The 21,476-nt window shown below is 36.4% G+C and carries 14 protein-coding genes; 7 read left to right on the top strand and 7 right to left on the bottom strand.

Translation table 11 applies throughout. The annotated features are described in order from the left end of the window. Positions 1-57: 57 nt before the first annotated feature. From EO766_RS13240 to EO766_RS13210, 7 genes are all read left to right on the top strand, one after another. Positions 58-1,035 (top strand): lipid A deacylase LpxR family protein, encoded by a 978-nt coding sequence (locus EO766_RS13240; RefSeq protein ID WP_081301315.1) that lies wholly within the window; start codon positions 58-60, stop codon positions 1,033-1,035. Positions 1,036-1,052: 17 nt separating this feature from the next. Next, positions 1,053-1,517 carry a DUF2141 domain-containing protein gene (locus EO766_RS13235; RefSeq protein ID WP_081301316.1) on the top strand — a complete coding sequence of 155 codons (465 nt, stop codon included), beginning with the start codon at positions 1,053-1,055 and terminating at the stop codon, positions 1,515-1,517. A 71-nt stretch (positions 1,518-1,588) separates the two neighbouring features. Continuing rightward, positions 1,589-1,795, top strand: coding sequence for a hypothetical protein (locus tag EO766_RS13230; protein WP_143439430.1), 207 nt, complete (start codon positions 1,589-1,591; stop codon positions 1,793-1,795). Beyond that, complete coding sequence (locus EO766_RS13225; RefSeq protein ID WP_143439431.1) at positions 1,789-2,328, top strand: hypothetical protein; 540 nt, start codon at positions 1,789-1,791, stop codon at positions 2,326-2,328. Before EO766_RS13230 ends, EO766_RS13225 begins: the two co-directional genes overlap by 7 nt. 597 nt (positions 2,329-2,925) lie before the next feature. After that, a complete protein-coding gene (locus EO766_RS13220; RefSeq protein ID WP_074420334.1) occupies positions 2,926-3,462 on the top strand; it encodes a hypothetical protein in 537 nt (178 codons plus the stop codon). A 233-nt stretch (positions 3,463-3,695) separates the two neighbouring features. Beyond that, on the top strand, positions 3,696-4,568 hold the full coding sequence (locus EO766_RS13215) for an alpha/beta hydrolase (RefSeq protein WP_074420330.1): 873 nt from the start codon (positions 3,696-3,698) through the stop codon (positions 4,566-4,568). A gap of 253 nt (positions 4,569-4,821) precedes the next feature. Then, complete coding sequence (locus EO766_RS13210) at positions 4,822-6,300, top strand: TolB family protein (protein ID WP_074420331.1); 1,479 nt, start codon at positions 4,822-4,824, stop codon at positions 6,298-6,300. Between the two features lie 158 nt (positions 6,301-6,458). Here the strand turns inward: EO766_RS13210 and EO766_RS13205 are convergent, their stop codons facing one another. The 7 genes from EO766_RS13205 to ruvA all read right to left on the bottom strand — a co-directional run bounded on the left by EO766_RS13205 (position 6,459) and on the right by ruvA (position 21,464). Beyond that, positions 6,459-6,602: a hypothetical protein gene (locus EO766_RS13205; protein ID WP_179853765.1), complete on the bottom strand. Its 144-nt coding sequence runs from the start codon at positions 6,600-6,602 to the stop codon at positions 6,459-6,461. Positions 6,603-6,735: 133 nt separating this feature from the next. Continuing rightward, positions 6,736-7,860, bottom strand: a complete 1,125-nt coding sequence (locus tag EO766_RS13200) for an efflux RND transporter periplasmic adaptor subunit (protein WP_143439432.1) — start codon at positions 7,858-7,860, stop codon at positions 6,736-6,738. Next, positions 7,850-11,170: an efflux RND transporter permease subunit gene (locus EO766_RS13195; protein ID WP_287101287.1), complete on the bottom strand. Its 3,321-nt coding sequence runs from the start codon at positions 11,168-11,170 to the stop codon at positions 7,850-7,852. The genes EO766_RS13200 and EO766_RS13195 overlap by 11 nt, the downstream gene beginning before the upstream one ends. Positions 11,171-11,200: 30 nt before the next feature. Next, the gene (locus EO766_RS13190; RefSeq protein WP_287101285.1) at positions 11,201-12,610 is read right to left on the bottom strand and encodes a TolC family protein; all 1,410 of its coding nucleotides are present in this window, start codon (positions 12,608-12,610) and stop codon (positions 11,201-11,203) included. Between the two features lie 68 nt (positions 12,611-12,678). After that, complete coding sequence (locus EO766_RS13185; protein ID WP_074419828.1) at positions 12,679-13,350, bottom strand: FadR/GntR family transcriptional regulator; 672 nt, start codon at positions 13,348-13,350, stop codon at positions 12,679-12,681. A gap of 141 nt (positions 13,351-13,491) precedes the next feature. Beyond that, a complete protein-coding gene (gene sov / locus EO766_RS13180; protein WP_228733162.1) occupies positions 13,492-20,805 on the bottom strand; it encodes a T9SS outer membrane translocon Sov/SprA in 7,314 nt (2,437 codons plus the stop codon). Between the two features lie 38 nt (positions 20,806-20,843). Continuing rightward, positions 20,844-21,464 (bottom strand): Holliday junction branch migration protein RuvA, encoded by a 621-nt coding sequence (gene ruvA, locus EO766_RS13175; protein WP_228733161.1) that lies wholly within the window; start codon positions 21,462-21,464, stop codon positions 20,844-20,846. Positions 21,465-21,476: the final 12 nt, after the last annotated feature.

The raw sequence follows: 21,476 nt of genomic DNA, 5'->3' as shown, positions 1-21,476 counted from the left end.
TACACTGAATCATTCATGAATTGCTATTGATAATTACAATCTGAAAAAACAGCAGATATGAAAAGATGGAAATTAATATGCATCTTTTTAATTATGACTTTTGGTGATACTTTATTTGCCCAGGATAACATGAAAAATCATTCATTAAAAATTTCATTCGACAATGATTTTTTAAATTTTCGAGGAGATGGTACCGACAGGTATTTTACCAATGGATTAAGGATAGATTATTTTTTTAAAAAAGAGAAAACAAGGTTTCCTTCTTCATTATTGTTAAAAATTTCTAACGATAAGAATCTTTATAGCTGGAGTGTAGCGCAATATATGTTTACACCATCTAGAATTGATATAGCAGATATTCAATATGGTGACAGGCCCTACGCAGGAGCTTTAGTTGCCATACATTCATTGAAGTCTTTTGATTATACTAATAAATTAAAGATTTCATCCGAAATATTTATTGGAGTAATGGGGCCCATGAGTTTAGCAGAGGAAACACAAATATGGGTACACAGCCTCATTCATTATACCAGGCCCAAAGGCTGGGCCAACCAGGTTCCAAATGACATTATTATAAACTATAACATTGGATTGGAAAAGGAAATGATTTACCTGCCTGGTAAATTATTATTCTCCACCAATATCGAAACTTTCAATGGCACTTTGTATAATGCCATGGGGGCAGGTTTTATGATGAAAGTGGGCAGGATCAATAATTGTTTTGTAAAAGATAACGCAAAAAATACCATGTTGAACCATAAAACACAATTTTATGTATTTATGAAACCTTCCGTAAGAGTGATACTAAGCAATGCCCTTTTACAAGGCGGGTTTATTACGAAAACTCATAAAGATTATAAAGGATATATTTTAAACAAAGATCAGATAGAGAGGCTAAATGTATTTGCAGAAGCAGGAGCGGCCTATGAACATCCAAAATTTGATTTGGCCATTACACAAAAAATGCGAACATCAGACTTTAAAGAAGGTAATGCAATAGAAGTAGGGAGCATCTCAATAAACTTTAAACTTTAATTTTTTAAAATCATTCCATGAAAAAATTATTCATTCACAACTTCGTCATTCTCGCCGGAATTCTTTCTTTTTTTATTTTTTCTTCCTTTAAAGAACATTATAAGTATCCAACCTTTTCATTAACAGTTGAAGTAAGTAATCTTAGAAATAATGGAGGTTCTGTGGTATTTGCGTTGTACAACCGTGAAGATGCATTCCCCGATGAACATTATAAAAAGTACTATAAAAAGATTGTTGGAAAAATAGATAATAAAAAATCCTCAGTAACCTTTGAAGACTTGCCGGCAGGAAAATACGCAGTAAGTATTTTGCATGATGAAGATAATAACGGCAAAATTAAAAAAGGATTTATTTTACCAAAAGAAGGTATTGGGTTTTCCAATTATCAATCAATAGGTCTTGGAAACAAACCAACATTCAGCAAAGCATCTTTTGAAATAAACAGTAATCTGGAAATAAAATTGAAGATGATTTATATGTAAATTTATGTTTAAATATTTTTATCGTTCGAAAGAAAATCATTCGAAAAGATGGCGGCAAAGAAATAATAGCCGTGTTCGATCCTTCCTATATTAAGAAAAGCTGGAAGCAAACTTACGGACTGGGTATGTTTTGGAGCGGCGTAAGACAGCGGGCATTAAAAGATATAGAGATAGGCTGTCTTGCTTTTGTTGATGTAACTGCCGGTACAGCCCTTCATGGAGAAGCAGTACAGACACCATCGCCCAAAACATTAAAACAAAAAGATAAGCATTGGTGAATCATTATGTGGAAGTTATAGAAAAGCATATCAACGATATACTTTCGGTAACCTGCTACCTGGCAGTGGATGGCTATTTTATGAAAAAAGAATTTATAACTCCGTTACTTGAACAAGGGCTGCATATTATTACCAAAGCCCGTAGCGATTCTAACCTGATGTATGTATTTAAAGGTGCCCAAAAATCTGGCAGGGGAAGGAAGAAATTGTATGATGGTAAGATAGATACCACCAGCATAGACAAGCGCAGACTGGCTTGCCGCTATAGCGATGAACAAATGAAAGTGTATGCTGGTGTTGTTTATTGTAAGCTGTTAAAACAAATGGTACTTGCTGCATTCATCTACTACTGTGACAATAAAAAGCCGGAAATTATTATCAGCACTGATACAACAATGGATACAATGACGATGTGTAAGTATTATGGGCTGCGGTTCCAGGTGGAGTTTTTGATAAGAGACGCAAACAACATACAGGTCTTGAAGATTGTATGGCAAGAGACGAACAAAAGCTTCATACACATTTTAATATAGCCATGACTGTGGTATCGGTTGCCAAAGCAGCATATCATCTATCAGTGCATCAGACTCAAAGAGGAAGTTTTTCGATGGCTGATATAAAAATGATACACATGAACCAGTTAATCACTAAAAGAATTTTCTGTAACTTAGCTTTAGACCTGAATTGCAGAAAAACAAAACGCATTTATCATCAATGCCTGAACTTCGGAAGGCTAAGAGCGTAGAAAAATTACCGGAGTATTGTTAATGTAAAATGACAATAACTCAAATAATCTAAACCAATTTATACTTTTCACTTACTTAGCAAATATTTACAAAGCAAAAATACCTGGAATGCTTTTCGTACAAATGAAAAAAAATAAATGCATTGTTAAATACCAAAATACAACACTAAATTATATTATCTCCAATAGCAAAGCAATTTGTGTAAGCACCCGTGATATATACAAATTTTACAACCAACTGTGTAACTGTAAAAGATTGTTTCTGTTTACTTTTATGGCATCATCATTGCATTTGCATTTCTATCAGTCGTAATTAAGAAATATCAGGGGAGTACCTTAAAAAAGTATTCAATATTTTGGTATGATTCCAATTAAAATCAAAAACATGAACAAGAAATTTATTGTTATTTTCTTTTTGTTAAGTGCCTTAGCATTTAATCAATTATCGGCTCAGTTTAGCCTTAATGTTAACATTGGCACGCAACATGTTTGGGGGCCAACCGGTTATGATTATGCTGAAAATTATTATTTTCCCGAAATTGGTGCATATTATAATGTAGCCGACCAGCAATATACATATCAGGAAAACAACAGATGGGTTACTACACGTAGTTTACCTTATCGTTATCAAAATTATGATTTATACAATGGGTATAAAGTTGTCATTAATCATCCAAGGCCTTATTTACACGATAATGAATACAGAAGCAGGTATGCACAATACCGCGATGTACACAACCAACCCATTATCCGTGATAGCAGAGATAATAAATATTTTGAAAACAAAGACCATCCTATGCACAATCAATGGAAAGGAAACAATCATGATAACAGGAATAATGGGCACGACAATAATGGCAAAGGATATGATAAAGGCGGGAATGGTAATGACGGGCATAGCAATAGCGAACATGACAACTAAAACTATCAAAATATATTGAAGCAGTTATACTGAATAGCGTTTACCATGCGGCATTACTCTTTTTGAGTAGTGCCGTATTTTTTACTGTATTATCTCATTTCACAGAAGGGGAAAACAGCACACCTATGTTCAGTACAATTTTGAAAAGAAGAATCTTACTGCTATTCTTTTAAAATTTGCTAACTTTCATTGCCTATACCGGTAATTTATTTCCATTTAATAATTGATTAGCCATGAAATATTGGAATGCAGGAAACAGTCGTTTACCAATTGTTTTTATCTTTACTACTTTATTCTTCGGACAAATAATTGCACAGGATGACCATCCCATCATACCAATATGGAAAAATGGTGCTCCCGGTTTTGAACAATTAAAAAACATGCCGGAAAAAGCCAAAGACTGGTGGGTAAAAAACATCAACAACCCAACATTAACTGTATTCTTTCCTACAAAAAATATGACCAATGGTACAGCCGTTATCATTTGTCCAGGTGGTGGCCATTCTGCATTAGTATACAATGCAGAAGGAAAAGATGCAGCTGTATATTTAAATAGTTTGGGTATAACTGCTTTTGTTTTAAAATATCGTTTGTTCAGAGAGGCTGGTTCACCATACACTATGGAAAATACGAAACAAGATATTTTCAGAGCAATCAGATTCATTAAAAGTGAAGCCAAACTGTTACAGATTGATACAGCCAAACTTGGCGTAATGGGATTTTCAGCAGGTGGTGAATTAGCCGCATGGCTATCGTATCATTTTAATGAAGGGCATACTGTTGAGCATGATCATATTGATTCTTTTTATGCCAGACCGGCATTTCAAATTTTAATTTATCCCGGACCACTGGCAGTACCTAAATATGTACTCAACAATGCACCTCCTACTTTTTTATTGGCATCGAATGGTGATACCTGTTGTTCTGAATCAATTGTTCAACTCATGATGTTACACAGGAAGGCAGGAGTACCTGTTGAAATACATTTGTTTCAATTTGGCAGCCACGCATTTAATATGGGAAAAAGATCGGAATATATTACACTTAAAAACTGGCCCTATCGGCTTTCTGATTGGATGAATGATAATGGATGGCTCCATCAGTAAGCATATTTTTTCCATAAAAAACAAATGAACGCATCGAAACAACTATTTACGAAATATTTTTACGCTTTTAATGAAATCAATATTTTTTATCCAAAATCAAAACAATATTAGCTATTAGGTAATTCAAAAATAAAATTGCTTAACTTTAAAAAACAGGTTTGTTAATTGAGGAATTTGCATTCAATAGCATTGCAACATTATAATAACAAACCTTATCCTAATCAATATTTTGTGAAGGTTCAACTCAATCCATATGAAAAAATGTATCACCATCTTTGTACTATTCATTATGCTGCAAAACAGTAAGGCGCAAACAAATCATTTAGGCATATTTGAAAGAAATAATGATGTAGGCAATACTTTGCCGGGAAATGCAATTTATAAAACTGATCAACAGGAATATATTGTAACAGGTTCTGGGAGTAATATTTGGTTTAACCATGATGGTTTTCATTTTTTGTGGAAAAAAATATCTGGTGATTTTATTGTACGAACCAATGTAGTCTTTTTAGGGAAAGGTGTGGAAGCGCATAGAAAAACAGGATGGATGGTGCGTAACACTTTAGATAGTACTTCAGCCATGGTGGCAGCGGCATTGCATGGAGATGGGCTAACTTCCTTACAATTTAGAAAAAACAATAATGAAAATATAGAAGAGAAAAGATCTGCTAATTATAACGTAGATGTCATTCAATTGGAACGAAAAGGGAATCTGTTCATTATGTCTGTAGCAAAACAAGGCAACGTATTTACTCGTGACACTATTCTTCTAAACTTAGCAAAAGAAGTGTATGTTGGCTTATTTATTTGTGCACATAATCCTGCTATTCTTGAAAAAGCCTTGTTTTACAATGTAAGAATCATTAAGCCGGCATCTGCTTTACTTGTTCCATATAAAGAATATTTAGGCAGTAATCTGGAAACAATGGAAGTAAGTGCCGGAAAACGAAAAATAATTTATCATTCACCCAAATCAATACAGGCACCAAATTGGATGAAAGACGGAAAATCATTGATTTACAACGGGGATGGGCTGTTGTATCATTTCAATTTAATTACTCAACTGCCTACAGTTTTAAATACCGGAAGTATTATTTACAATAACAATGATCATGTACTTTCGTTTGATGGAAAAAAGATTGGTATCAGCAGCCATAATGAACAAGGTGTTTCGCTCATATATACATTACCTTCAACAGGCGGTGAACCTGAATTAATCACACCAACAGGGCCTTCATATTTGCATGGCTGGTCGCCAGATGGCAAATGGTTAACATTTACCGGTCAACGTAATAATGAATTTGATATATATAAAATTCCCGCCAAAGGCGGGAAAGAAATAAAACTCACCAATACACCGGGTTTAGACGATGGGCCGGAATATGCACCCAGTGGAAAGTACATTTACTTTAATTCAGTTAGAACAGGCCGAATGCAAATTTGGCGTATGAAACCGGATGGCACTGAACAGGTACAATTAACCAATGATATTTATAACAATTGGTTTCCGCATGTTTCGCCGGATGGAAAATGGATTGTTTTTATTTCGTTTGAACCGGATGTAAATCCATCAGATCACCCATTTTATAAACAGGTATATTTAAGATTAATGCCGGTTAATGGCGGCCAACCCAAAGTAATAGCCTATGTGTATGGAGGTCAGGGAACCATCAATACGCCTTCCTGGTCGCCAGATGGGAAATACATTGCCTTCATTAGCAATAGTAATTAAAAACCATTGTTTTGTCCTACTAAAATTGTAAAATAATAGTTCAAACCCTTTACAGCACCATATTTCAGCCGATTTCAAAAGATGGGGGATTCCCTCCAATTTTGAAACAATCATTTTTTAGCCTGTAATCCTTTACAGCAAAGGATTACAGCGATTTTTTAGTTAAGTTTTGTCGGACAATAATGATTTTCTTCTAAAATTTTTTGCTGCTCTTCTGAAATATCGTCCAAAATTTTTACCATTCCTAATTCAACTATCACATATTTTAAACCCAGTTTTTTCAGCTCTTCTTTCACCATCATTATAAAACGAAAGCTTACCATATATTTTATGCAAAGTTTCAAAACAGATAAGCATTGAATTACAATAAAGATAGCTAAAATAATTATAACCCATTCTAATTCAATTTAAACACATTAAATTAAATTTTACCATTTACAATTTGGTTATTAAAAATTGATGTAAGCTGCTTCCCGCTCTAATTTCTTCATTGGCATTTTGTAAAAGTGTATCGCCGGGCAAAATGTTACCAAATATTTCAATTTTACTATTGTTTTCATTTCCCAATTGTACAGGAACCCAATTTACCTTGTTTTGATGTACACATAAAACAAAGGTTCCGGTAGTGGCATACAAAACAGCAGTTTTAGGAACAACCAGATTAGAATCTTTCGTGTTCAAAGGAATATTAACATCCGCAATCATACCCGGTAATAATTTTTTATCGGTATTGTATACATCCATTTCAATACGCTGTGAACGAAGCTTGGTATCTAATGCACCGGCCAACCGATTAATAGTTGCATGAAAAATAATATCAGGATAGGCTTTTACCGTAAAATTAATTTTGCTTCCCTGAGAAAGATATCGGGAAAATTGTTCGGGTATTAAAACTACTAACCTGAGTTTGTTTCTATCCTGCAATACAAACATAGGTAAATCAGAGCCTTTACCAGATGGGCCAACATACGATCCAGGATTGACGTTTCGTAAAGTAATCATACCTGAAAATGGTGCCTGAATGGTTAAATACTTTTTGGTATCTAAAATTTCCCTGTACGAAGCTTTTGCTGCCTGCCATTGCGCATAATCAGATTTTTGTTTGGCTAATGCAATATCTAAATCGTTCGGAGAAATGGTACCAGGAGTTCTACTGGTCTTTAATAATCTGTTATAAGCTGCATCACTGGCAATATAGATGGCCTCTAAAGATTTTAATTTAGATTCTGCAGCCAATAATTGTGCATTAATTTCCGGCGCTTCTGTGGTTGCCAGTAATTGACCATCCTTTACCTGACTGCCTACATCAACCAACACATCTTTTACAAAGCTGTTAATTTTGGCATAGATATTCACCTCCTGAAAAGCAATTAATTCTCCTGGTAATTTTAATGAACCATCCAGCTTTTCTTTGTACACAACAAAGGCTGGTGTTGCAGTAAGGGCCACACTACTATCTTTTTTATTGCCGGCATCTTTAGCAGAATGCCCACCATGGCAACTTTGTACAATAATAAGTGTGGGCAGAAGCAATAGGTACATCCATTTTTTACAAATCATTTTCATGTGTATTTTGATCTAATTCAGGAATATAATGTTTACTCATTTTATCATGTGGATCTAACGAAACAGATTCAGTAGTTGTTTTATTTTGAACCCATGCAAATACCAAAGGCAATATTAACAACACAACAATAGTAGATGCTACTAACCCACCAATTACGGCCCGGCCTAATGGTGCTGCTTGTGCTCCGGCTTCTCCAATACCCGCTGCCATAGGCAACATGCCCATTACCATGGCAACTGTGGTCATTAAAATTGGGCGTAAACGAACAGTAGCCGACTCAACAGCAGACAATACTGCATTCCCATTTTTTATTCGTAACGCCTCTGCATTGGTAACTAATAATACAGTATTGGATATAGAAACACCTACGGACATAATCATGCCCATATATGATTGCAAATTCAAAGTAGAATCGGTGAGCAATAACATGGCAAGAGAGCCTAACAACACAGCAGGTACAGTACAAAGAATAACCAATGAAACTTTAAATGACTGAAAGTTTGCAGCCAGCATTAGAAAGATGACAATGATGGCTGTAATTAAGCCGCCTTGCAAACTGTCTAATGTTTCTGTAAGCACCTGACTTAATCCGCGTGTTTCTACATATAAACCTCTGGGTGGTTTACCGAGTGCTTGTATGGCATTTTCAACATCCTGTGTCGCAGTACCTAAATCTTTTTTAAATATATTGGCGGTAACGGAAAGCGCAGAGATAGCACCAATATCATCATCCTGCCCATAAACGGAATCTTCATGAATTGTTGCCACATCGCCCAACATAGGCCGGTTACTTCCGGGCACTAACGGTATCTGATTGATGTCGGAAACTGATGACATTTTACTTTCCGGAATTTCTACCTGTACCAAATAACTTAAAGATGTTTTGGGATCAATCCAAACATTTTTTTCAGTAAACCGAGAAGATGAAGTTGCAGCAACAAAAGATCGTGAAATTGCGGCGATATTGGTACCTAACTGTGCAGCTCTAACCCTGTCTACATGAATATTAATAGCAGGATAATGAATCGCTTCATCTAATTGTACATCCCGTAAATAAGGTATTTGCTGTAATTTTTGTATAACGCGCTGTGCAAATACTTCATTCTGTAATTTATTTTTTCCGATTATTTTTACTTCAATAGGCGTAGGTGAACCTTGACTTAATATTTTATCTGTTAACTCAATCGGTTCAAAAGAAAGTTTTACCTGCGGCAATACCATATACATTCTTTTACGAATGGCATCTTTTAATGTATCCATATCAAGCGCATATCCTTCTTTAAATGCAACTTGCAGTACTGCTTCCTGCGGACCGGCCATAAATAAGTATATAGGATTTGTTGAAAACTGTGATCCGTGAATACCTATCATGGCAGAAGAAATAGAAACATTCTCTTTGCCAACAATATCATACAAAACATTTAAAGTAGTCAATACATCTTTTTCTGTTTTTTCAATACGGGTACCATCTTCATCGCGAATACGCAACTGAAACTGACCAATATCTGCCTTGGGCAATACATCTCTACCAATCAAAGAAAATAAACCAACAGCTAATGCAACAGACACAACAATATATACAGCAGTAATCCATTTTTTATAAGGCAACAAACTATTTAAAAACTGAACAAACTGAAGTCTGAATCGATCAAATCGAGTAATTTTTCCATCATTATTAAAATCTGCTCTGGTAGCTAGTATTTCTTTTTGCTGCCAGGTATTTTGTTCAGACTCAGGTGTAATAGCAGCAGCTTTGAACTGCTCTGCATCAGATTTTCTTTTTATTTTAAACCATGAAGTACGCTTGGCTGAATCATTGTGCCGGTAATCATCTTTCATGAACCAATTGGCTAACACCGGCACTAGTGTTTGTGACATGATATAAGAAGTAACCATTGAAAATGTAATGGCTAATGCAAGTGGTAAAAATAAAGAACCGGGAATGCCATTCATGGTAAAAGCCGGAGCAAACACTGCCAATATACAAAACAGGATGAGTAATTTAGAAAATGCAATTTCCTGACATGCATCCCATACTGCCAATGCTTTCGGTTTACCCATACTTAAATGCTGGTGAATATTTTCTATGGTAACCGTTGATTCATCTACCAATATACCAATGGCCAATGACAGGCCACTTAAAGTCATGATATTAATGGTTTGATGAAATAGCGAAAGAAATAATACGCCTGAAATAATACAGGTGGGTATAGTTAAAATTACAATCAGTGCACCACGAGGATCACCTAGAAATAACAGCACCATTAAACCAGTTAAAATTGCACCAATAATGCCTTCACTTAATAAGTTTTTAACGGAATTAATTACATAAGTTGACTGATCAAACTCGTACGTTAAATGAACATCTTCCGGCAATAACGATTGGAATCGCGGCAATGCCTTTTTTAAATTTTGAACCACCTCCCACGTAGAGGCACTGGCTGATTTTGTGATGGGCAGATAAACAGAACGTTTCCCATTTACTAAAACATATCCTACCGTAACATCGGCCCCATCTTCTACAGTTGCCACATCTTTTACATAAATATTTTCTGCAGTACCGGTGTATAAAGGAATGTCTTCAAAATCTTTGACCGTATTAATGGTTGCATTGATGGGTGTAAAATAATTTTTATCTCCAATACGCACGTTGCCGGATGGAATGGACTGATTATTCACCCTTAGCGCAGCCACTAATTGATCGGGTGTAATATTATGGGCACGCATTAATGCCGGATCTGCTTTTATTACAACGGTGCGGGCATTACCGCCAAATGGAGCCGGTGATACTAACCCCGGAATTGAACTGAAACCTGAACGGATATAAACATTTGCTAAATCCTGTAACTCGTTATTGCTGCGCGTTTTACTGCTTAACACCAATTGCCCTACGGGTAAGGTAGAAGCATCAAATCGAATGATAAAAGGTGGATTGGTACCGGGTGGAAAAATGGTTTGTGCTCTATTACTGAATGCAGTTACTTCAGCTGCCGCCTGAGCCATATTAGTTCCCTCATAAAACGTTAATTTAATAAGGGTTAAACTTTGAATGTTTTTTGTTTCAATACTTTTTACACCAGATACATACAATAAAAGGTTTACATAATTTTTACCGAAGTAAGCTTCCATTTGATCGGGAGTAAAACCACCATAAGGATGAGAAAGATAAATAACGGGTAAATCAATATTTGGGAAAATATCAATTTTTATAGTACGTATAGCCCTAATACCAAAAAAGAATAAACCGGCAACCAGTACTAAAATAGTAATGGGTTTTCTTAATGCGGTTCTAATTAAATTCATGCTTTAATAGTTGAAATACATTAATATAAATTATTTTATTTGCTGCATTAGTAAATCCCAATCTCCCGAAGCGGCTGCTTTTAGTAAGAGTGCCTGCCATATATTAATACATGCAAGTTTTGCAGACGTTTCTGCCCTATTTACAATATACAATGCCTGTTGCAAATCTATAATGGTAGCTAACCCATTTTCATATAGTACAGATTTTTGCAAAAAAGCATCACGTGCGGCTTTTAATTGAATAGGTACTTCTCGATAACTTTGCAATGTATTTTGAATACGCTGATCTGCCAGTATTAAAGCATCTTGCAATTGCGTATAAGTTTGATCATATTCCTGTTTATATGTCTCCGTTAATTCTCTTTGTGCATTCACCTGTTGTTTTATCTTAGGTATACTCATGATATTAAATGCCAACGATAAGCCGGCAATGTAATTAGAGCGCAGTGGTGTAATGCCATCAAAAAAACTTTTTGAGTAATTGTTGGGCGAAGCAGCGCTGTACTGACTGCCAAAACCAGAACCTCTTGTTTGAAAAATACCAAAAAGATTAATACCGGGCAGGATGCTTTTCTTAATTGCATTTGCCTGCATTTCACTTTGCCGAATTTTACTTTCAAAAAATTTTACTTGTGGGTTAGCAGTAATATTAAATGATGAAACAAAATTTTGAGGAATGCGATTAAAAAAAGAAGTGTCTAAGAAAAATGTTTCAGGTTTTTGATTGAGTAATTGTGCCAATGTACTTTCTGCCTGCTGCCTGTTAGAGATAGCATCAATGAGAATTAAATATGCATTGGAATATTCTGAATTGGCAATAGAAGAATCAACCCCGGGATTAAGTCCATTCAAGGTTCTTGCCAATACGGCAGTTCTAAAAGTATCTGCCCGGTTTAAGTTTGCCTGTGCTTCGATTACCAAACCCTGTGCTGTTAATAAATTAAAATATGCTCCTGCCACTTTTACACTTAACACAAATTTTTCCTGTTCAACATCAGCAGAATCTGTTTGTACCACTGCATTAGCCGCTGCAATGCGGGATTGCTTTCTGCCAAACGTAAATGCCTCCCAGTTAGTAGAAATTAAATACAATGATCCAAAAGCTGCATTCCATTGCTGGCTGTTAAATACAGGCCCTGCTGATGAAACACCAAAAGCGCCATAAGGTGCACCGGGCCCATACAAACCATTAATACTTCCATAATTCTGCTGCATACTTGCCAAAATATTAGGCAAGTAATCATTTTTTACATTTTGTAATAAATAATTGGAAGCTTTTAAGTAGTGCTGCTTTGCTTTAATAGTTTGATAATTATTTAACCCGGAATGGATTGCTTCACTTAACAATAATGGTTGTTGCTGAGCATTAGAAAACTGAATTGTCAATATCAAACTGAAAAACAAAAACACAAAAACACATTTGGCATAGTTTAAAACCATATTATCAATTTAATCAACACTTAAAATTTATTCATTCCTAAAAATTAACCTTTAATGAATCACATTTTTTATTCATCATTTTCCTGGCTTGTAATTGTAGCCACAAAATGCCAGGCTTTTTTTGCATCTCTATCAATTATGCTTTGTAATAACTTTTCATGCAAGTCTTGTTTTAGCATAAACAAGTCTGTATCAACAAAAACTTCCTGAAAAAAATTTTTTAGCTGGGCGGCTATTGTTTTATACAAATCACATAAAATTTCATTACTACATGCTTCAGCAATGGCAAGATGGAATGATATATCAGCGTCAATACATTTTGCAACATCATTCCCAATAGCTGCTTTATAACGTTCTTTTAAATATTTACGCATGCAGTTAATTTGCCGGCTTGTTCTGTAAATAGCCGCTTTCTCTGCAATTTTTAGTTCCAGTAATTGCCTTACTTCATTTAGCTCCTCGCCTCGTGCCGACTGCAAGCGATGATACCATGGCACAGGTGTTCCATTTTTTAAAGCAACAAAAGTACCTACACCCTGCTGAACTTTTAAAATTCCGGAATAAGAAAGTATTCGGATGGCTTCCCGAATGGTTGATCTGCCTACACAAAAATATTCCATCAATTCGGGCTCAGTGGGTAATTGATCGCCTATTTTAAATTTTCCTGAGGCAATGTGTTGTTGCAATTTTTCTGCAACCACATCACTCAGCGAATTTTTTTTTACAGGTTCTGTATGCATATATTACATCATATCATCTGATGAATAAAAGTAAATTAATTTTATTACCAGACCAACATCTTTTGTTAAAAAGCATGTTTTATTAACCTATTTTAACTGAATTTTAAATAATTACCTGACAATGAAAAACGGGAAATATGATTACTGAGCCAATGAAACCCTGACTAAAACGCCAGCCCTGGTAACAATAGTAGGTGCAGCAGTTGAAATAAAAGGAGTCACTCTTCGTTGATCAAAAAACAGCCGGAGATTGATACGGTTATTATAAACATAATCAATAGCGGGTTGAATAATGACAACCTGTTGGCCTCCGGTTCCATAGGCTGTGGATTGGTCTATCCTGCTGTTACTGGTTGCATCATTTCTAAACGACAAATCGAGTTTAATGGTTAAATCGTTCTGCAATTTTGCATTCTTCATGCCCGGCAACTTAAACGGTAAACGTAAGCCACGTTTACGCCAATTGAAGCCCGTTGTCCACTGTGTACTGTTTGTTTCACTTAGCTGGTAATCAATTAAACTTAAACTCAATTGTCTGCTTTTGGCATATTCTAATTTTAAACTTAACTGTTTAGTGGTGGTAACTTCAATACCCAGTAACGGAGCAAACTGCTCTTGCATAGTGATATTGGGAACCAAATAATAAGGTATATAGTTACCACTCAGCGTATCTATAAAGCCCGGTGCACCATAACGAAATGGATCCTGATACAATAATGCACTGGAAAAGCTGTTCATACTTAAAGTGGCAGAATAAGCATGCGTAATATTAATGGCTGTAAAAATTTTAGCCAATGCAGGTATTTTACTTAACCCTGTATAGCTTAAGCGCCAATTGGGTTTTGGAAGAATACCACTAAATGGATTGGATCGAATACCCGATCCGGATCCCTTCAATAAAGGGAAAGTAGAAGGATCTTTTTTGGTATAAGCAGATAAAAAAGCGGGTATTAAAACATCTTGGGAATAGCGCCCGTAACCCGTTGCAAATCCGTCTGAAGTAAAAGTTGGATTCTGCTTCCAATAAGGATTTAAATTGGCTACTCTTTTTGAAATAATTTGTCTGTTATTTTCAAACTGAAGAAAAGTAGAAGATAATTCATTGGGATTGGTTTTTCGAAACAATGTTCCTAAAGCAATATAAGATACGCTGAAACCTCCGGCAGTATATGGATTAAGATGTTGCTGCGGCAATCCCAGCCCCGTTGTGTCTTTAAATAATTCACTGTAGTTTTTTGAGAAGCTTTTATTTAAACTTAGATCTACCCTGAATTCTCTAACAGGTTCTAACTGCGCAGTTAATCCTAATTTTTGTTCAAAATTTTGCTGATACAAGTAGTTGAAAGTACCGTCTTTTGTAATTAACCCTTGTGCCGCTTTTCTGTTTAACCAACTACTATCGGGTTGTCGGCCAAACACATAATCTAACCCTGGTTGCATGGTTTTCATGTCCTGCCCAAAAGCAGTGGTATTTCCTAACCAGCCGGGCACACGGCTATTGTAATTTTCGCCATAGTTCACTGATACATTTTTTATCATGGTAACCAAATGACCGGCTGCTCTAACAGCGCCATTCATTTGTGTGGGCTGATTGGCCTGTTGCAATCGCAATGCAGTTCTGTAATCACGCCGTTGTTGCCGCCATTTTCGCAATGCTATTCTTTTCTTTTTACCATGCAACCTGTTACCTGCAGTATCTGTAATCGCTTCTTCCCGGTTGGGTAAAGTAATTCCTAACGGGTTAGCATTTGCGCCATTAGGGCTGCTCACAGGTTTACCGGTTTGGTTATTAAAGAATTGTTTGGGCGGAGGCGGAGGACGATAGTCTAAATTCCGCAACCATTTTGATTTGGTATAAAGCCTTGTAAAATCAAACTGTGTATTTAAATTATTTTGTTGACTGTTTTCTAAGGTATTACCTAATGAAACAGCCAGTAAACTGGCAGCTATCCAGTTATAGGTAGTAGCATAACTGTATCGGGCTGCTATCCAATTAGTGAACGGGAATTTTGCAAGGGGTAAAGTATACGTTGCACTTGCTCGTTGCTGATAAAGGGTTGTTCGGCCACCACTAATAAAATTCTGCCATACTGAATCTTTTTTAGCTTTGGTATTAATCATTCCATAAGGTTCATCTACCCTGCCAAAACTGGTTGCAGAAAAATCGAGATTTACGGAACGTGCTACATCCCATCTAAAATTATAATATTTATCGAACGTAAAATATTTGTTGTAGGTAGTATCTACCAACATTACTTTGGTTTGTTGCTGATCGGTATTAATAATACGGGGAATATACTGCCCAAACTGCCGGTTCACATCGGCCCTGAAGCTAATGAGAGAAGGCCGCAGGTTCACATTAAAATCGCGAATAAAAGAGGTCCATTGGCTGTTTCCTTTAATTATTTTTTTGAAAGGTTCTTTGTATCTGGGTGGTGCATTATAAGTATATCCTAATCCGGCACGCCATTTTACTAAATTATTGAGCAAAGTAGTGGGGTTGTTTTGTACCGTTTGTGTAAAGGAATAGCTGACATCAAAATTACTGAGGCTCCATAAGTGCACTTTGCCTTTTGGCATTACACGTACATTGGTGAAATTGATGGTTTTGATGGTGGTTTGGTCAATTGCTGCATTTTTAATGGAATCGCGTTTGGCTTTTGTTTGCGCTGCACTTAGTTTTTGAGATAAGGTAATATCCAAATCAAATGGATCATATTTTGGTGAACTTACGGTTTTATCAAAACTGGCAAATACCGGCACCGATAACCTGGTGCCCTTCGGTAACAATTTACCCGCATCAATAGCAATAGAGGCATCAAACTGTGTAAAATTATCCAAAGCCCGTTGCCCAATATGCGATTCTAAGGAACCCCAACCTGCCGTATGCATACTTCCGGAAATAGACATTTTTCCCAAATCGGCCAAACCAATATCTACCCTTCCAACAGCTGCATAAGCACCCCTTTCATTAATATTCGATAGCCGTAATTCATCTACCCAAACTTCAGCACTTAGCGGTGTGGTATTGGTGCTGGCATTTTCTACGCCAATTAAAAATGCATTGACTGCACCAATATTCGGGTTACCTAAAACAGAAAATGTTTTATCCCCAATTACCTGCCGATATATGGTACTAACGGAAGCACCACTATTATTACGTTGTAGTTTTAAATTAGTTAATGTTTGAATATCGAAATCGAGGTTATTTTGTGTTGGCCATACTATAGTATCGGAAACAGGCGAATAATTGCCGGGTGGTGTAACCTTTAAAGGAACTTTTATTTCATAATAATTATTCAGATAGTCTTGCCCTATTCTAACCACCAAATTTAACTGATTGTCTTGCAATGCAGTATTTGGAGCCGCTTCCACATGCGCAAACATGAGCATTTTGCCATACAAACGCATATCATAATTGGGCAAAGTTTTAAACACTGCTCTGGAATTTCCCGGAGTAAGATGACCCACCTGTAAACTCAATGATTGTTCATTTTGTAAAATATTGATACCATTATTGCTTAGCTGTTGCACACGCTGAATGCCGGGAGGAATAACATAGTTTACCGGGGTACGACTACTGTTTTCCTCTAAATTTACAGCAAGGGTATTAAAGGTAATTGTGCTGGTATCAATAGGTGTATAAGAACCTGTTGTATCTAATTTAAACGTAAACTGCCGCCATTGATTGCGTACCAGTTCTAATTTTGCGAAGCGCAATACTACTGAATCCTGAAACCCTGTTAAATACATCCGCATAAACTGGATGGATTTAAAATCTGGTATTTGGCCTGTTTTACTGGCATAATCGCTCAATGGTATCCGAAACAAATACCAATTTTCAGTTCCGGTAGTTCCATCTGCATAGGTTACCGGCACTATGCGTTTATCAGAAATATATTTTGTTACGCCTACATCCATACCCGGCGCAAGATTTACCTGATATTCAAAATATTCTTCATCTTCATTTAAAGTATTATCATGGTTTAAATCTTCATTATCAGGATATAAAGTTGCTGCCGGAGAAAAAGGTGATGTTCCGGTAGCAATGGGCGAATTGCCTTGCGGATTATTGAAATTTTTATAACGCTCCAATATTCCTGCCCCACTTGCATCAAAGCTCGGATCGCGATACCATTTATAATCATCATTCGAAGGATCCTGAATGGCACGTTGATAAATAGGTGAATTTGTGCCAAAATTTGCTGTTATTTTAGAAAGATAATCGGTACGTTTTCTTCGCTCCCCATCATTATCTAAACCATCCAAACCCACATCCTGATATACCCTATCGCCAGGATTGTTGCTGAATGCATTGGTTACTTGAATAGGATTCACAGGCACTCTTCCCCAAGTTGTACTACTATCAATAGCAGCGGGTGAGGTAGGGGTATTTAGTCCGTTTTCATAAAAACGTTTGCCATCTTTCAGAATATCTTCACTTACATTACCAAAATCAATCATTAACTGGCCGCCGGTACTATTCGGCAATTTGATAAAAGGATCCTGAATCCAGAATTGTACATACTCAATATTATTGGTTTCAAAATCTGTTTGATCAATAGCCCGCATAATACCACCCCATCTTTTTTTCGGATTTAATAATTTTCCATTGGCATTTACCTGAGAGGGATCATTGTCATAATTATAAGGGCCAATATCTGTAGGATAGTATGCTACATCGAAAGTTGAGGTTTGAGTATTTACAATATTGGTAGTAAGCTGCGGAAATAACTCATTGGTATATACCAGTCTTACACGAGGATCACTCAGTGCTGCCAAATTTCCTCTCAGCGGATTGTTGGGGCTGTTCTTGTCTTGCAAATTCGGTTCAATATTATACCAGGCAATTTTTGCTCTGTTTTTATTATAGTCAACAGAATCTATTAATAATGCTTCCGGAAAATTAGGATTACCAGCCGGAGTGGAAGCCAAAGCCCATGCCGTTGATGGAAACCTTAAATCAATATTAGAAGTAGTTCCCTCAAAATCATCTAAATAAATTAAACCATTATTGCCCGATCCAATTTGGGGTGGATGGCCGGGTTTAAAATAAGCACCTTCGCCATAAGCAGCAATGGTACTCATGGTTTTGGTAGAATAGAAAGGCAGCTTATTCAAAGCTCTCGTCAATCCGGGCCAGTTAGAGTGATAACTGAAATCAACACCATACATGGTATTGCGAATAGGATCTTCACCATAATTCATTTTGGTAAAGAATGGCCGTTCATTCAAACGCTCTATAGTAGCACCAATGGCTAATTTTTTACTGGCGGCATAATCTAACCGTAAACCAAGGAAACCTCGTTGCTGAATACCAAATGAAGCATTGTTTTCATAAGAAACATTTACGGGAATACCGGAATTAATAATAGCCTGATTTAAAATTTTGACAGAACCTAAATTATAATCAATGGTATAATCAACTCCTTCAGTTAAGGTTTGCCCTCCTGCAGTAAGTTTTACTGATCCGGGAGGTATATTATATGCACCGAGATAAATATCGCTTCCACTGGTGCCTTTTGCCTGCCCCTTCATCACAAAGCGGTCTACGTTAGCATAGGTTTGCGCAATGGCTTTAATGGAATCATATAATTGGTAATACACATATTTTTGAATCAGCGCTGCCGGTTGTCCTGCAAAAGCCAGATTTTGTAAATCTTTACCAAAAGGCTCTAGCACGGGAAAGATAATTTTACCTTGTTGAGACAAGATGGTAAAACCTTCCAGATAATCGAAAATACCATCGGGCTGAGGATCATTCTGATTATTTAAGCGGTCTAAATTTAAAATGGTCAATAAAGGCTTTCCTTCAACAGATGGAGCTGATTCAGGTAAATATCTTTTCAAACCACCACTGGGTTGGTTGTATAATACATTCAATTGAAAACCATCTCTTGACACACCGGCCAGATCTAATGAGTATACGTTTTTCATCATCAATCCCCAAATGGGCAAATTGGTGCGGGCTGATGTAGCTTTCAATAATTTTAAATACAATACTTTTTGTACCCCTTGTGTAGAATCTACAGCAACATCCTGCGAAAATTCACCTACCTGATATACCTGCCCATTGTAAGTGTACTGATAAGCCACTGCCAACACATCATTCGGTTGCAGTTGTGCATTCAATGACAAGAAACCAATTTGCGGATTAAAATAATATTCAGTAGGTGCTAATTTGCGTGCAAAAGTTTTTTCATAATCATTTACCTGCGTTAACCCTTTACTTTGCAAAAATGCACCTACAGTAGATGGGTCTCGGTTTTGCGTAATAGCACTATACAAAGTATTGGCGCCATTTTGTGGTAAAGGGCTGCTCGTTAGTGATTGAAAATTGGGATTATAAGGCTGTGGTTCACCCAAATCCATCAACCCTACTATGGCACGTGTATCAGTAGTTGAACCATTTCTGTTGGTTACCCAAACTTCAATGCGTTGTATTTGTACCTGACTATTTACAATCGGCAAATTACTCATGGCCGTATTGTAATTATTACGGAAATATTGTGCTAACAGAAAGTCGCGGTTCTCATCGTAATCATCTAATTTTTTTTGAAAATTGGTGATGGCCGCACCACCCTGCAAAGCCTGTGTTTGCCGTTGCGACTGCTGGTTCGCTAATACAGCAGTAACACTTAATTTACCAAACTGCAACTGTGTTTTTATACCGAACAAATTTTGTGCACTCGACATGAGTGCCCCCTTGGTTTGAAAGGCAATATTACCGGCCTCAATACTTCTGATAATTTCATCGTCCATGCCTTTATAATTCAACTTTAACTGATTGAGATAATTAAAGTTAGCCAGTGTATTATAATTAATGGGAAGCTTTAATTTATTTCCAATATTGGCATTTACATTTAAATTGGTATTCAGGTTAAAATCAAATCCACCGGTTCTCCGGGCTGCTTCCGGCAAAGTGGGATTTAATGTATTTTGACCATTATAACCCATTTGAATATCTACGCTACCCTGAGGTTTTATGTCTACTTTTAAACCATCCGGACCTACACCAAAAATCCGGTCAAATAGTGTATTATAAACTCTTACCGGCGGTCTTTGAACTTTTTTATTGAGTAAGGTTAAAGCATCGGCACGTTGTTTAAAATAATCGTCCTGTTGTTGCTGGGTTCTTAACTTGTAATACTCTTCAAAAGTTAAAGCGGTCGGTTTTCTGAAATAAGTATTCCCTACTTTTTCTAAAATATAATATTGATTGGTTTTGGGGTCGTACTCTACTTTTTGTTTGATATATGAGGTATCATTTAAATCGAACGGATTTTTATTTTGCCAGGATAAAAAATCGCCCCTCCGGTCATGAATAGGAAAACGCAATGAGTTTCCTCCTTTTTTTAGTGTATCAGTAGTTTGGGCAAATAAACATCCATACGGAAACAACAACACCGAAGCAGTTAGTAAAAAAGCAGTAAGCAATAAGGTTCCTTTCTTCAAAAAAAGCAGGCTTGGTTAGGTAAATTTATAGGCTATTGTTATAAGTTTTTTAATGATTGCTTAATAATTTCTTCTAAAGATAATTCAGGTTTTGTTAACATAATTTTTTTAACTGCATTTTCTGCGGCCGGCCGGCCAATACCCAATGCAATCAGTGCCTGAACAGCGTCATCATCTACAGATATTAAGTTATTGGCGTTAGATAATCCAGTAACATCCATTTCTTTTTTGCTAATCTTATCTCTTAGTTCTAATACCAGTCTTTCAGCCGTTTTTTTGCCAATACCCTTTACAGTGGCCAGCAAAGCGGTATTACCCTGCGCTATAGCCTGACTAATTTCATGTGGTCTTAAACCAGACAACATCATTCTGGCAGTAGCAGCACCCACACCCGATACACCAATTAACAGTAAAAACATTTCTTTTTCTGCCGGTTCGGCAAAACCAAAAAATGTTTGCCCATTTTCGGTAATATGTAAGTAAGTATGTAATAAGCCGGTCGACAAATCTTTGATGGCAGAATAAGTATGCAAACTAATTTGCATTTCATACCCAATACCATTGGCCTCTATAATGGCATGCGCCGGCGATTTAACCACAAAACTTCCTTTTATATATGCTATCATAGTTGCAGGGTCAAAAATAGGGTTTTCATTCATAATATAACCTGC

Origin of the sequence: Hydrotalea sp. AMD (assembly GCF_004100315.1) — a bacterium.
Classification (GTDB): domain Bacteria; phylum Bacteroidota; class Bacteroidia; order Chitinophagales; family Chitinophagaceae; genus Hydrotalea; species Hydrotalea flava.
This window is presented reverse-complemented; position numbering and strand designations above follow the sequence as displayed.